At 66.3% G+C, this 13,715-nt stretch carries 16 protein-coding genes and 1 riboswitch; of the genes, 13 read left to right on the forward strand and 3 right to left on the reverse strand.

The window, feature by feature from the left end; genetic code table 11:
- The 4 genes from hpnK to U5A57_RS24175 form a co-directional block, all read left to right on the forward strand.
- Positions 1–888, forward strand: an 888-nt coding sequence (gene hpnK / locus U5A57_RS24160) for a hopanoid biosynthesis-associated protein HpnK (RefSeq protein WP_321914164.1), incomplete at its 5' end; no start/stop codon positions are given.
- Complete coding sequence (locus U5A57_RS24165; RefSeq protein WP_321914165.1) at positions 885–1,958, forward strand: lysylphosphatidylglycerol synthase domain-containing protein; 1,074 nt, start codon at positions 885–887, stop codon at positions 1,956–1,958. The genes hpnK and U5A57_RS24165, both read left to right, overlap by 4 nt.
- 82 nt (positions 1,959–2,040) lie before the next feature.
- Positions 2,041–2,622, forward strand: a complete 582-nt coding sequence (locus U5A57_RS24170) for a hypothetical protein (RefSeq protein ID WP_415765829.1) — start codon at positions 2,041–2,043, stop codon at positions 2,620–2,622.
- A 34-nt stretch (positions 2,623–2,656) separates the two neighbouring features.
- Entirely contained in the window at positions 2,657–3,694 is a 1,038-nt protein-coding gene (locus U5A57_RS24175; protein ID WP_321914166.1) for a patatin-like phospholipase family protein, read from the forward strand.
- Between the two features lie 35 nt (positions 3,695–3,729).
- On the opposite strand, the gene U5A57_RS24180 is transcribed toward U5A57_RS24175, so the two are convergent.
- From U5A57_RS24180 to U5A57_RS24190, 3 genes are all read right to left on the reverse strand, one after another.
- Positions 3,730–4,068 carry a type II toxin-antitoxin system PemK/MazF family toxin gene (locus tag U5A57_RS24180; RefSeq protein WP_321914167.1) on the reverse strand — a complete coding sequence of 113 codons (339 nt, stop codon included), beginning with the start codon at positions 4,066–4,068 and terminating at the stop codon, positions 3,730–3,732.
- A gap of 7 nt (positions 4,069–4,075) precedes the next feature.
- Positions 4,076–4,420, reverse strand: a complete 345-nt coding sequence (locus U5A57_RS24185) for an AbrB/MazE/SpoVT family DNA-binding domain-containing protein (protein ID WP_321914168.1) — start codon at positions 4,418–4,420, stop codon at positions 4,076–4,078.
- A gap of 130 nt (positions 4,421–4,550) precedes the next feature.
- Positions 4,551–5,171, reverse strand: a complete 621-nt coding sequence (locus U5A57_RS24190) for a histidine phosphatase family protein (RefSeq protein WP_321914170.1) — start codon at positions 5,169–5,171, stop codon at positions 4,551–4,553.
- Positions 5,172–5,215: 44 nt separating this feature from the next.
- A riboswitch (cobalamin riboswitch) is annotated at positions 5,216–5,372 on the forward strand.
- Positions 5,373–5,411: 39 nt separating this feature from the next.
- Between U5A57_RS24190 and U5A57_RS24195 the strand changes: the two genes are divergently transcribed.
- The 9 genes from U5A57_RS24195 to astA all read left to right on the forward strand — a co-directional run bounded on the left by U5A57_RS24195 (position 5,412) and on the right by astA (position 13,659).
- Positions 5,412–5,630: a CbtB domain-containing protein gene (locus tag U5A57_RS24195; protein ID WP_321914171.1), complete on the forward strand. Its 219-nt coding sequence runs from the start codon at positions 5,412–5,414 to the stop codon at positions 5,628–5,630.
- 13 nt (positions 5,631–5,643) lie between these two features.
- Positions 5,644–6,396 carry a CbtA family protein gene (locus U5A57_RS24200; protein WP_321914172.1) on the forward strand — a complete coding sequence of 251 codons (753 nt, stop codon included), beginning with the start codon at positions 5,644–5,646 and terminating at the stop codon, positions 6,394–6,396.
- A 316-nt stretch (positions 6,397–6,712) separates the two neighbouring features.
- Positions 6,713–7,402: a histidine ABC transporter permease HisQ gene (locus U5A57_RS24205; protein WP_321914173.1), complete on the forward strand. Its 690-nt coding sequence runs from the start codon at positions 6,713–6,715 to the stop codon at positions 7,400–7,402.
- A 14-nt stretch (positions 7,403–7,416) separates the two neighbouring features.
- Positions 7,417–8,130, forward strand: coding sequence for an ABC transporter permease (locus U5A57_RS24210; RefSeq protein ID WP_321914174.1), 714 nt, complete (start codon positions 7,417–7,419; stop codon positions 8,128–8,130).
- Between the two features lie 36 nt (positions 8,131–8,166).
- Positions 8,167–8,958, forward strand: coding sequence for an ABC transporter ATP-binding protein (locus U5A57_RS24215; RefSeq protein WP_415774657.1), 792 nt, complete (start codon positions 8,167–8,169; stop codon positions 8,956–8,958).
- Positions 8,959–9,114: 156 nt separating this feature from the next.
- On the forward strand, positions 9,115–10,086 hold the full coding sequence (locus tag U5A57_RS24220; protein ID WP_321914316.1) for a GlxA family transcriptional regulator: 972 nt from the start codon (positions 9,115–9,117) through the stop codon (positions 10,084–10,086).
- Between the two features lie 183 nt (positions 10,087–10,269).
- A complete protein-coding gene (locus U5A57_RS24225; protein WP_321914176.1) occupies positions 10,270–11,496 on the forward strand; it encodes an aspartate aminotransferase family protein in 1,227 nt (408 codons plus the stop codon).
- 43 nt (positions 11,497–11,539) lie between these two features.
- Complete coding sequence (gene aruF, locus U5A57_RS24230; protein WP_321914177.1) at positions 11,540–12,631, forward strand: arginine/ornithine succinyltransferase subunit alpha; 1,092 nt, start codon at positions 11,540–11,542, stop codon at positions 12,629–12,631.
- Positions 12,628–13,659 (forward strand): arginine N-succinyltransferase, encoded by a 1,032-nt coding sequence (astA, locus tag U5A57_RS24235; RefSeq protein WP_321914178.1) that lies wholly within the window; start codon positions 12,628–12,630, stop codon positions 13,657–13,659. The genes aruF and astA overlap by 4 nt, the downstream gene beginning before the upstream one ends.
- Positions 13,660–13,715: the final 56 nt, after the last annotated feature.

Raw genomic sequence — 13,715 nt, forward strand, 5'->3', positions numbered from 1 at the left:
TCCCGCGATGCTCGCGCGGTGATCTTCACCGCCGACGACTTTGGCCTGCACGAGCGGGTCAATGCGGCGGTGGAGCGTGCGCATCGCGAGGGCGTGCTCGACTGCGCGAGCCTGATGGTGGCCGCGCCCGCCGCGCTCGATGCCGTAGCGCGGGCGCGCCGCACGCCGGGTTTGCGCGTGGGGCTGCATCTGGTGCTGGCGGACGGCGCGGCGATGCTGCCGCGCGCGCAGATCCCCGCGCTCGTCGATGCGCAAGGGCGGTTTGGCGACAACATGGTTCGCGACGGCGTGCGCTTCTTCTTCCTGCCGCATGTACGCAGGCAGCTCGCGAAGGAAATACGCGCGCAGTTCGAAGCGTTCGCGGCGACCGGGCTCGCGCTCGATCACGTGAATACGCACAAGCATTTTCATTTGCATCCCACGGTGCTCGCGCTGATCCTCGAGATCGGCCGCGACTATGGTTTGCGCGCGATGCGTCTGCCGCTCGAGGCGGGCGCGCCGTTCGCACTGAAGCCTTGGCTCGCGCTCGTGCGCGCGCGCCTGGCTCGAGCGGGCATCGCCCACAACGACTATGTAGTCGGCATCGCAAAGACGGGCGCAATGGACGAGGCCGCCGTGCTCGACGCGCTCGCGCATCTGCCCGCACAAGGTGTAGGCGAGATCTACTGCCACCCGGCGCTCGCCGATGAAGCGGCCGAGGCGCCCATCACGCCGTCGATGCGCACCTATCGCCACGCCGACGAATTCGGCGCGCTGATCTCGCCGCGCGTGGCCGCAGCGCTCGCGCAAGCAGGCGTGCGCCGTGGCGGCTTTACCGATGTGTTCTTCAGCGCGGCTTCGGGCTCAGGTTCCGCCGCGTCGCGCGGCTCCGAGGTGCGAGCGTCATGAAGTGGCTGCAGTGGCTTGGCCTGCCGGTCGGCATCGCCATTCTGATCGGTCTCGTCGTCCATAACGGCGCGCACGATGTGCTGCGCGTAATCGGCACGGCTGGCCCCATGCTGCTGTGGCTCGTGCCATTCCACGCGCTGCCGCTTCTGCTCGATGCGCACGCGTGGCGCCTCCTGCTCGACAAGCGCGCGCCGCTCAGCTTCCTCTGGTGGACCGCGACCGTGCGCGAGGCCGTGAACCGGCTGCTGCCCGTGGTGGGGGTTGGCGGCGAGCTCGTCGGCATTCGCCTCGCGCGCTGGAAGGTGCGCAATGCGAGCGAGGTGACGGCTTCGGTGATTGTCGAGGTGTTCGTGACGATCGCCGTGCAATATGCGTTCTCGGCGCTCGGTGTCGTGCTGATCGTCGCGGCCACTGGCGACGGCGGGTCGCTGCGCACCATCGTCACGATCGCACTCGCGCTCCTGCTCTCGGCGCCGTTGCCCGTGCTTGCCGTATTCCTGCTGCGTCGCGGCGGCGTATTTCATGCGATCGAACGCTGGGCCGCGCGCCTGCTCGGCACTGACAATCCGCTCATGGTCGGCCTCGACGGCAAGCAGCTCGACGCCGATCTCGACGCGCTGATGTCGCGCACCGGCCTCATGTTTCGCGCCTTCTTCTGGCAGCTCGCCGGCTATATGCTCGGGGCGTTCGAGACATGGTGGGCGCTCGCGCTGCTCGGCCATCCGGTCTCGGTGGGCGATGCGCTCGCCATCGAAGCCATCACGCAGGCCGTGCGCCATGCCGCTTTCATGGTGCCTGCCGGCCTCGGCGTGCAGGAAGTCGCCGTGGTGCTGCTCGCGCAACTCTTTGGCGTGAGCCAGGAAGTGGCGTTCTCGCTCGCGCTCGTCAAGCGCATGCGCGAAGTGGTGTTCGGCGTGCTCGCGCTGATTACGTGGCAGGCCGCGGAAATCGTTCGCGCGCGTCGCGCATTGCGCCATGGTCCGCAGTCCGGGGAGGCGCTGCCTGCCGTGACGAAGGTCTCCGCGCAGGTGGGCTCGAAGCGGGGCTCACGGCACGATCAGGTCCATTGACGGTACATTGTGGGCATGCCGGCGCGCGCGGGTTCTTCGCGCACGCGTAGGCGCAAGCCCATGTTGATGCGTTATCAGGGACATGAAGCCCACGTTTTCATCCACGCGTTCGCTCGCGCTCGCATGCGCCGCCATGGCGGCGTTCATGCTTTCCGGCTGCAACGATCACCAGCTCGGCGCCATGTTCCATTCCATCTGGCAGGGATTCAAGACGTTCATCGATTCGGTCAAGCCCGACGCGCTACTGCTCAGGGGGCTCACGCCTGGCGTCTCCACGTTCGAGCAGGTGCGCGAGCAGATGGGCCAGCCCGAAACCGAGCGCGTGTTCGACGACGGTTCGCGCCGCCTCGAGTATCCGCGCGGTCCGCAGGGCCTCAAGACCTGGATGGTCGACATCGGCCCGAACGGGCGGCTCGTGGCCATTACCCAGGCGCTGACGGCGGAAAACTTTGCGAAGATCCGCGTTGGCATGAGCGAGGACGAGGTGCGGCGCCTGCTCGGCAAGCCGGGGCAGGTGGCCGGCTACCGCTTGAAGAAGGAGACGGTGTGGAGCTGGAAGTGGCTGGAAGGGGGCGTGACGCCCGAAGCGTATTTCAACGTGCATTTCGGACCGGACGGGCGGGTCACGACGACCTCGCGCTCGGACGTGATCCGCGGGCGCTGACCCAGTTGACTCACGATCACGCAAGGAGGCGCGCATGATGAACCGGAGACGGCCCAAGCGTGTGGGGCTCGTGCTCGGCGGGGGCGCGGCGCGCGGTTGGGCGCATATCGGCGCGATTCGCGCGCTCGAGGAAGCGGGCATCAAGCCCGACGTAGTGTGCGGCACGTCGATCGGCGCGCTGGTTGGCGCCGTATACGCAAACGGCGATCTCGACTGGCTCGAAGACTGGGTGGGCAAGCTCACCTGGCAGACTGTGGTGCGTCTGCTCGACTTGCGTTTTTCGGGCGGGCTGCTCGGCGGGCGCAAGGTGATCGACCTGTTTGCGCACCAGTTCAATGGCCGCTCGATCGATGACCTGAAGTTGCCGTTCACGGCGGTCGCCACCGAACTCGACACCGGGCGCGAGGTCTGGCTGCGCGAAGGCGGCGTGGTGGACGCCGTGCGCGCGTCGATTGCGATTCCCGGCATCTTCACGCCGATCTGGCATGACGGCGTGTGGCTCGTCGACGGCGGGCTGAGCAACCCGGTGCCGGTGTCCGCCGCGCGCGCGATGCGTGCCGACACCGTGATCGCCATCGACCTGAATCACGACATTCTCAACGGCCGCGACCTGGGCGGCGCGATCGACACGATGCCGCGCGAGTTGCCCGTGGAGGCGAGCGACGCAGCGACGGCCGCATCGGCTGCAGGGGCGGTGAATCACGGCGCCAATGGCGCAGAAAGCGCTGAAGCGGCGCATGAACCGCTTCTGCGCCGCAACGGCAAGCGCTTCCCGCGCTGGCTGCAGCCGGCCGGTCCCGGCGCGGCAGGCGGGCCGGACGTGCGCGTGGCGCCGCCGCCTAGCACGCGCGTGCCTTCCGTGTTGAGTTCGGTAGCCCAGAGTATCGACATCATGCAGGTGCGCATTACGCGCAGCCGCCTGGCGGGCGAGCCCGCCGACGTGCTGATCCAGCCGCGCCTGGGCGGCATGGGGATTTTCGACTTTCATCGCGCCGGCCCCGCCATTGAAGAAGGGCGCGCGGCCGTGCAGTACATGATGCCGGCCATCAAGGCGCAGTTGGGACTGGACTAGGGCGCTTCGGCTTCTTTCTGCTACTGCATTGCCGGCTACAGATCCAGAATGCCGGCGACGGCGAACTTCGCCGCCTCCAGTTCCTCCGCGCTCGCCGATTCCCCCTTGTGCCGCCAGACTCTGCCCGCGAGCGAAAGCGTCGTGACCTGGTCGGCCATTGCGACGCAGGGGCTGGCCAAGCCGCTGATCGGGATTTCCGACTCCCACCCGTGAACGGTGCGGGTAATCGGCAGGCCGACGAAGCGGGTTGTGAGTCCGTTGAACTCGGCGTCGGTCAGGACGAGGACAGGGCGATAGCCTTCCTGCTCACTGCCTGCGCCTGGACCGACGTTGAGCCAGAGGATGTCGCCTGCGTCTGGTGTGCCGTTCTTCATGCGTTCCTTACCATGGGTCGAAACGCGTGGGGTCATCGGGTCCGCCGATTTCGGTCCCTTGCGGCTGTCCGAAGTCGATGAGCGGGTGCGGCTCGAGCTTGCGCTCGCGCAACTGCTGCAAATAGCGCTCGCGCGAGAAGCGCCGGATCGCCGTATGCGGGCGAACCGTGAGCGACCCATCTTCGACTTCCACCTCGACTTCTTGCCCCTCCGCCAACGACAGTTTGCTGGCAAGGCTGGCTGGAATGCGCACCGCAAGGCTGTTTCCCCAACGCTTCAGGGTTTGTATCGCCATTTCGTCCTCGTACTGAATTGGCTGTTTGGCCAATAAGGTATTGAGTTTGATGTCCATACCTGATCGTGGTGTATCTACGTGGTTGATACATCACGGATGCTAGGCTTCGAGTGCGTATGTGTCAACGCGTTGATACGCGCGATGTTCGCGGCGCACGTACACAGATCAAGGAATGCGGTGTCTGGTCTCAGCCCATTGCCGCGAGCCACACCCAGCCGTGCTGGCTGCGGCGTAGCGCTACGACGGAAAGCGGCGCGATTTCGATCGAGCGCAAACCCGACGACGGCGCGCCCAGCGCGTGAAGAATCGCCGCGCGCATCACACTTGCATGGGTGAAGGCGACCATGTCGGTAGCGGAGCTGGGGATCGCATCGAGCCAGGCGCTAACGCGCTCGCGGACATCGTCGAACGATTCGCCGCCGCCCGGCGGCCTGAAAGCGGGGTCGCGTGTCCAGGTGGCAAGGGCGTCGGGCGCTTCATGGGCAAGATCCGCGAGGCGCTTGCCTTGCCACGCGCCGAAGGCCGTGTCGGCGAGGGCGCCGACTGGCGTTGCCCCGGCGAAGCCGGCCGCGTGTGCGCACGCTCGCGCGATCGCAGCGGGACTCGTCACCGCGCGTTGCGCCTCGCCATTGCGCTCGCCACCGGCCAGGCGAGCGTGCCAGCGCTCGCGCCAAGCAGCAAGCGCCGCGAGTGCGCGGGCGTCGAGCGCTTCTTCGGCTTCATCGTCCGCTACAGGCGCTTGCGGGAATGTTCCCGAGCGCTGTGCGGCATTCGCCGCATGACTGATCAGCCAAACTGTCGTCGGCATGCTTTTCCTTACGTATCACTTCCCTGTAGCTGACATCCGGTCCGCAGCCAGTTGTCGTAGCGCGTAGAATACAGGCTCCACGACACGCGGAAGCCGGTGCAAGTCCGGCGCGGTCGCGCCACTGTAACTGGTTGCCGTCGATTGAATTTCGATTGAATCGAAGCAACGGGAGTCAGACCCGCGCGTCGTGAACCACTTTTTCAACGACTAGCGGGGCGCGTTACCCCAGGAGAAGTCAGCATGTCCGACACCGCATTCCCCCTGCAGCACGCACCGGCCGCGCCGGCACCCATTGCGCTGCGGGAGATCCTGCCCTGGGCGATCTTCGGCGGCCTCATGCTGCTGCTGGCCCTGTACTTCGTGGGCGCCGAGCAAGGCGCGACCTCGATCGTCCCGGGCATGTACGTCCACGAATTCGTTCACGACGGCCGCCACCTGCTCGGCTTTCCCTGCCACTGACCGGGAGCTGAACATGGTCGGCAAGTTGCTGGTACGCGGCATGCTCGCAGGCATCGCCGCGGGACTTCTCACGTTCGGCTTCGCGAAGATCGTGGGCGAGCCCCAGGTCGATCAGGCGATTTCCCTCGAAGAAAAGCTCGATGCCGCGAAGGGTGAAGCCCCCGAACCCGAAATCGTGAGCCGCAAGACCCAGGCGAGCCTCGGGCTCTTCACGGGCGTGATGGTCTATGGCGCATCGATCGGCGGCCTCTTTGCGCTCGTCTTCGCGTATGCGAACGGACGCGTAGGGCGTCTTTCGCCGCGCGCGCTCTCGGCCTGGCTCGCGCTCGCGGCGTTCGTCGCGATCTACATGGTGCCGAGCATCAAGTACCCGGCGAACCCGCCCTCGGTCGGGGACCCGGAGACGATCGGCTATCGAACCGGGCTCTTCTTCCTGATGGTCGCGATCTCGATCGCCGTGTCGGTGTTCTCGCTCAAGGTGCGCGCCGTCTTCGTGCCGCGCCTTGGCGGGTGGAATGCTTCGATCGTGGCGCTCGTGCTGTTCGTCGTCGTGATCGGCGCGGTCCAGTTCGCGCTGCCGGCGGTCAACGAGGTGCCCGCCGCCTTCCCGGCCGTACTGCTGTGGAAGTTCCGCACGGCGTCGATCGGTATGCAGGTGATTCTCTGGACCACGATCGGCCTGCTTTTTGGCGCGCTCGCCGAAAAGCTGATTGGCGCGAACGCCCGTGCGCTCAGCGCGCGCTGCACGCATACGCGCGCCGCGTAAGCGCGGCAGGGCCGCTGGGCGCGCGCCGCGCACCTATCGAAAAAGCGACCCCAAACTTGCGTAAATGCCCCGCACGCCCCGCGTGCCGGGGCATTTTTTTTCACCTTTCAAAAGCATCGGGCCCGCGGCTGCGCGGGCCCGATCCGCGTGCGCCCATGCGCGGCACCGCAATGCTGCAGTGCAATATTCACGCCGTGCCAGTTTGAGCAATCTATTTTGCACTGAGACGATCCGCGCCAGTTCATCGGTTTCGCCGGCGCTCACAGGCCGCGCGAGGCCGCCCGACACGACAAAACGACTTGATCCGGAGACGCGCGTGATCCTTTACGGCTTTGGCCCGGTGCTGCTCGCCGGCACGATCCAGACCATCGAGCTTTCGCTTCTCTCGCTCGGCGTGGCTGTCCTGCTAGGCCTTGCCGGCGCGGCGGCCAAGCTCTCGTTCAACCGGCCGCTCGCGGCCGTGGCGACCGCTTACACGACGCTGATCCGCTCGGTGCCCGACCTCGTGCTGATGCTGCTGCTCTTCTATAGCATCCAGATCGGCGTGAACGAGGCCACCGACGCGCTCGGCATGGCGCAGATCGACATCGATCCGTTCTTGGCCGGCGTCGTCACGCTCGGTTTCATCTACGGCGCGTACTTCACCGAGACCTTCCGCGGCGCGTTTCTCGCCGTGCCGCGCGGCCAGCTCGAAGCGGGCCACGCCTACGGCATGAGCGGCGCGCGTGTGTTCGCCCGCATCCTCTTTCCGCAGATGATGCGTTTCGCGCTGCCCGGCATCGGCAACAACTGGCAGGTGCTCGTGAAGGCGACGGCGCTCGTCTCGATCATCGGTCTCGCCGATGTCGTGAAGGCCGCCCAGGACGCGGGCCGCAGCACCTTCAACCTGTTCTTCTTCCTCGTGATCGCGGCGCTCATCTACCTCGCGATCACCACGCTCTCGAACTTCGCGCTGATCTGGCTCGAACGCCGCTATTCGGTGGGCGTGCGTCACGCGCAACTCTGAGGAAAACGCCCGCCATGAACGAAATCATTCAGCAATTTGGCCGCGCGTTCCTCTACTGGGACGGCGAGCATGTGTCCGGCCTCGCGATGACGCTCTGGCTGCTCGTGATATCCGTGGCTTTCGGCTTCGTGTGCGCGGTGCCGCTCGCCGTGGCGCGTGTGTCGAGCAAACGCTGGCTTTCGCTGCCGGTGCGCTTTTACACCTATGTGTTTCGCGGCACGCCGCTTTATGTGCAGTTGCTGCTCATCTACACGGGCGTGTACAGTCTCGCGTTCATTCGCGCGGAGCCGCTCCTCGACGCGTTCTTTCGCAGCGGCCTGAACTGTGCGGTGCTCGCGTTTGCGCTCAACACCTGCGCGTACACGACAGAGATTTTCGCGGGCGCGATTCGCGCCACCTCACACGGCGAAGTGGAAGCGGCGCGCGCCTACGGCATGAGCCCGTTCACGATGTACTGGCGCGTGATCCTGCCTTCGGCGCTGCGCCGCGCACTGCCGCTGTACAGTAACGAAGTGATCCTGATGCTGCACGCGACCACGGTGGCCTTCACCGCGACGGTGCCCGACATCCTCAAGGTCGCGCGCGACGCCAACTCGGCCACCTACCGCTCGTTCGAGTCGTTCGGCCTCGCGGCGCTGATCTACTGTGCGGTATCGTTCGTGCTGGTGGCCGCGTTCCGCCGCGCCGAAAAACGCTGGCTCGGCCATCTCGCCGTGCGCACCCGCTGAATCACCGGAACACCGGAACCTCGGAAACTGGAGACCATCTTGGCTCAGACGCAATCCTCAGATAGCAAGCTCGTCGCGCGCGACATCCACAAGCGCTACGGCGACAACGAGGTGCTCAAAGGCGTCTCGCTCGACGCGAAGAAGGGCGACGTGATCAGCATCATCGGCGCGAGCGGCTCGGGCAAGAGCACGTTCCTGCGCTGCATCAATTTCCTCGAGAAGCCGAACGCCGGCGAGATCATCGTGGACGGCGAGGCCGTGCGCACGAAGGCGGGCCGCAACGGCGACCTGGACGTGGCCGACCACAAGCAACTGCAACGCATCCGCACCAAGCTCGCAATGGTGTTCCAGCATTTCAACCTGTGGTCGCACATGAACGTGCTCGAGAACGTGATGGAAGCGCCGTTGCACGTGCTGGGCGTGCCGCGCAAGGAAGCCGAGGAGCGCGCGCGGGAGTATCTGGAGAAGGTGGGTCTCGCGCCTCGCGTGGAGAAGCAATATCCCTCGCATCTTTCGGGCGGCCAGCAACAGCGCGTGGCGATTGCGCGCGCGCTTGCCATGCATCCCGACGTGATGCTGTTCGACGAGCCGACTTCGGCGCTCGACCCCGAGCTCGTGGGCGAAGTGCTCAAGGTCATGCAAAAGCTTGCCGAAGAAGGCCGCACGATGATTGTCGTGACGCACGAAATGGGCTTTGCGCGCAACGTCTCGAATCATGTGATGTTCCTGCACCAGGGGCGCACGGAGGAAGAGGGCGCGCCCGCGGATGTGCTCGGCGCGCCGAAGAGCGATCGCCTGCGCCAGTTCCTCTCGGGCAGCCTCAAGTAAGCGGCGCGTTGAGTCGCGCGCCCCGTCTCGCCGATGGTCCGTCCCACCGTTCTCCATCCCGCTCCCGTTCCTGCCGCCGCGCCCGGCGGCCAGGCGCCGCTCGCGCGCGCCGGGCGCACCATCCAGGTCGCGATCGTCGCGCTCCCGCCCGTTTCGATGTCGGGCGTGGGCCCGGTCGTCGATGCGCTCAATCTCGCCAACGAAATCGACGGCCGCGCGCTGTACCGCTGGCAAATGTGCTCGTGGAACGGCCGCCCCGTGCCGCTGGCGGGCGGCGCGCAATGGCCCGCCGACTGCGCGTTTGGCGACGCGGTGTCGTGCGACTGGCTTATCGTCGTGACCGAGCGCTACCAGCAGTTCGCCGACTTCCGCCTGTTTCTCGCGAGCCTCGCGCGCGTGGGCCAGCGCACGCCGCTCGTCACGGGCATTCACCACGGCATCTGGTGGCTCGCGATGGCGGGGCAGTTGCAGGGCTACCGCGTGGCCGCGAACTGGGAGACGTTCCAGCAGTTCGCGGAGCAGTTCGAGCGCACCATCGTCACGCAGCACATCTACGAAATCGACCGCGACCGCGCGACTTGCGCGGGTGGCCAGGCCACGCTCGACTTCATGCTCGCGATGATCGGCCGCGACCACGGCCCGGAACTGGCCGAACGCATTGCCGACGCGCTGGGCGCAAGCACGCTGCGCAGCGGCGACGAGCGGCAGCGCATTCCGTTCGTGACCGCACCGGGCGAGCGCCATCCGCGCCTGAACGACGCGCTCAAGCTGATGGAAGCGAACATCGAAGACCCGCTCACGACCGACGAGATCGCGAATCTCGTGGGCGTCTCGCGGCGTCAACTTGAGCGGCTCTTTCGCCAGTACCTCGGCGCGATGCCTTCCAAGTACTACCTGGGCCTGCGCCTTGCCAAGGCGCGCTCGCAGTTGCAGCGCACGAGCAAGTCGGTGGTGCAGATCAGTCTTGCGTGCGGGTTTTCTTCGGCGGCGCATTTTTCGAATGCGTACCGCGAGCGCTTTGGCGTCACGCCGCGCGAGGACCGCCGCAACTGGATCGAGCGCCAGCACGGCGGGGCCGCCGCCGAGCCGCGCGCGGGCGCGCTCGTCGAGCCGCCGGAAGTTGAGTGAAACCTGGCCGCGGCGCGGCCAGTGCGCGGACCTTGCAGCTTCCGTACGAAAAAACGCGTCGCGCCTGCGCAAGACGTTTGCGCGCAGCTTGCCTACACTGCACGAACTAACTGAGCGAAAGGGCACGGCCCCAACGCACATCGACCCCGAATTCGACACGCACTGCGTAATAGAGGAATCGCCATGAACGACCAGACTGTGAGCCGCAAGACCTTCGACGAAGTGATGGTGCCGTGTTTCTCGCCAGCGCCGTTCGTGCCCGACCGGGGTGAAGGCTCGCGCGTGTGGGACACAGAGGGCCGCGATTACATCGACTTCGCGTGCGGTATCGCCGTGACTTCGCTCGGCCACGCGCACCCGGAACTGCTGCGCGTGCTGCAGGAGCAGGGCAGCAAGCTCTGGCACATCGGCAACGGCTACACCAATGAGCCGGTGCTGCGCCTCGCACAACAACTCGAAGCACTGACGTTCGCCGACCGCGCGTTCTTCGCGAACTCGGGCGCGGAAGCCAATGAGGCGGCGCTCAAGCTCGCGCGCCGCGTGGCCTTCGATCGCCACGGCGCTGACAAGTTCGAGATCGTCTCGTTCACGCAGTCGTTCCATGGCCGCACGTTCTTCACCGTGAGCGTGGGCGGCCAGCCCAAGTATTCGGAAGGCTTTGGCCCCGTGCCGGGCGGCATCACGCATCTGCCATACAACGATATCGAAGCGGCGAAGCGCGCGATCGGCGCGCAGACCTGCGCCGTGATCGTCGAGCCGGTGCAGGGCGAGGGCGGCGTGATTCCCGCCGATCCGGCATTCCTGCGCGCACTGCGCGAAGCGTGCGACGCGCACGGCGCGCTGCTGATTTTCGACGAAGTGCAAACGGGCGTGGGCCGCACGGGGCACTTCTACGCCTACGAGGATACGGGCGTCACGCCCGACATCCTCACGACGGCCAAGGCGCTCGGCAACGGCTTTCCGATCGGCGCGATGCTCACGACCGAAGCGATCGCCGCGCACTTCAAGGTAGGCGTGCATGGCACGACCTACGGCGGCAATCCGCTGGGCGCCGCGATTGCGGGCAAGGTAGTCGAACTGGTGAGCGATCCTGCGCTGCTCGCAGGCGTGCGTGCACGCGGCGAAGCGATTCGCGCCAAGCTCGTGAAGATCAACGAGCGCTTCGACATGTTCAAGGAAGTGCGCGGCAAGGGTCTTCTGATCGGCGCCGAGCTGAACGCGCGCTTTGCCGGCCGCGCCAAGGACTTCAACGCGGCGGCGGCGAATCGCGGCGTGATGATGCTGATTGCGGGGCCGGACGTGCTGCGCTTCGCGCCGTCGCTCATCATTCCCGAAGCGGATCTCGACGAAGGCTTCGCCCGCTTCGAGCAGGCCTGCAACGACGTCATTGGCGTCGACGGCACGCGCTGATCGCAGCGCGCCCAACTGGACCACAGCGCACATAGGACCGACGATGCTATTCGTTCGCCCCGCCAGGCTTTCCGATCTCGATGCGATCGCCCACATGGCGCGCACCGCGCAGCCGGTGCTGCATTCGCTGCCGCACGACCGCGCGGCGCTCGAAGCGCGCATCGCGCTTTCCGAAGATTCGTTTCGCGCGGACGTGGACTTCCCCGGTGAGGAGTTCTATCTGTTCGTGCTCGAAGATTCCGCCACCGGGCGGCTCGTCGGCACGTCGAGCATCGTGGCGGCGGCCGGCTACGCCGAGCCGTTCTACGCGTTTCGCAACGATGCGCTCATTCATGCGTCGCGTGAGCTGCACGTGAACCGCAAGATTCATGCGCTGACGATGTCGCATGAACTCACGGGCAAGAGCCGTCTCGCGGGCTTTTATATCGAGCCAACGCTGCGCGGCGACGCGGCCGCACATCTCATGTCGCGCGCACGCATGATGTACATCGCGATGAACCGTCGGCGCTTCACGCCCGAAGTGTTCACGCTGCTGCTCGGCGTGACCGACGAAAACGGCGCGTCACCGTTCTGGGAAGCGGTGGGGCGCAAGTTCTTCGGGCGCGATTTCAAGGACATCGAGCTCGCCTCGGGTGGACGCAGCCGCACGTTCATCGCCGAAGTGATGCCGGCTTACCCGCTCTATGTGCCGCTGCTGCCCGAGCCTGCGCAGCGCGTGCTCGGCGAGCCCGACCCGAGCGCGTTGCTCGCTTACGAAATCCATCTGGAAGAGGGCTACGAGCCGGACCGCTACGTCGATATTTTCGATGCGGGCCCGGTGCTGACCGCCCAGGTAGATCGCACGGCTTCGGTCGCCGGAAGCGAGGCGCGCACGGTACGCGAAGTTGCGCTCGCATCGAATCCTGAGGGCGCGGCGTATCTGGTCGCGAGCCAACGCGCGGGAGAGTTCCGTTGCGTGCTCGCGACGCTGCCCGAACGCGAGAAGGGCGCAGGCACGAGTGAACGTCACTTCGCGCCGCTCGACGCCGCCGCGCGCGCCGCGCTCGGCGTGCAGGACGGCGAACCGGTGCGCTGTGCGCCGCTTTACCGCGCCACCCCGCAAACAGAGGACGCATACATGGGAGACGCACAATGATCGTGGTACGCGTCGTGCAAACGGGCGACGTGGACGCGCTCGTCGCGCTCGCCCAGGAAACGGGGCCCGGCCTCACCACCTTCAAGCCGGACCGTGAAGCGCTCAAGGCGCGCATCGAGCGCGCACGGCGCACGCTCGCAGGCGAGGCCGAGTTGCGCGAAGCCGGCTACTTCTTCGTGATGGAAGACACGGCAACGGGCGACGTGGCCGGTGTGTGCGGCATCGAAACGGCCGTGGGACTGGAGCAGCCGTTCTACAACTACCGCGTGAGCACGGTGGTGCACGCGAGCCAGGAACTCGGCATCTGGACGCGCATGCGCGCGCTCAATATCTCGCACGATCTCACGGGCTATGCCGAGGTGTGTTCGCTCTTTCTTTCGCCGCGGTATCGCACGGGTGGCGTGGGCGGGCTGCTTTCGCGCTCGCGCTTCATGTTCATCGCGCAGTTTCGCGAGCGCTTTCCCGAGCGCCTGTGCGCGGAATTGCGCGGCCATTTCGACGCGCAAGGCACGTCGCCGTTCTGGCGTGCAGTCGGTTCGCACTTCTACCAGATCGATTTCAACGCCGCCGACTATCTCAGTTCGCACGGGCGCAAGTCGTTTCTCGCGGAGTTGATGCCGAGATACCCGGTGTACGTCGAACTCCTGCCCGAGGAAGCGCAGGCGTGCGTCGGCCTCACGCATGCCGACACGGTTCCCGCGCGACGCATGCTCGAAGCCGAAGGGCTGCGCTACGAGAATCACGTCGATATCTTCGACGCGGGCCCGGTGCTCGAATGCCATATCGGCGACCTGCGCACGGTGCGCGACAGCGTGGTGGTGCCGGTCGAGATCGGCGAGGCGCATGCGCCAGAGGGCGTGCGCTCGCTCGTCTCGAATACGTCGCTGGGCGATTTTCGCGTGGGCTTCGCGCCGGGCATCGTGCACGACGGCGTGTTCACACTGAGCGCGAGTGAAGCGGCGGCACTGAATGTCACGGCGGGTGAACCGGTGCGCGTGCTCGGCCCCGCAGCGAAGCAACAGCGATAAACCTGCATGGGACCCGCGTAAGCGCTAAAGCGCTAGCGCTGGTCGACACAAGGATG

The organism is Paraburkholderia sp. J11-2, assembly GCF_905220185.1.
GTDB lineage: Bacteria > Pseudomonadota > Gammaproteobacteria > Burkholderiales > Burkholderiaceae > Paraburkholderia.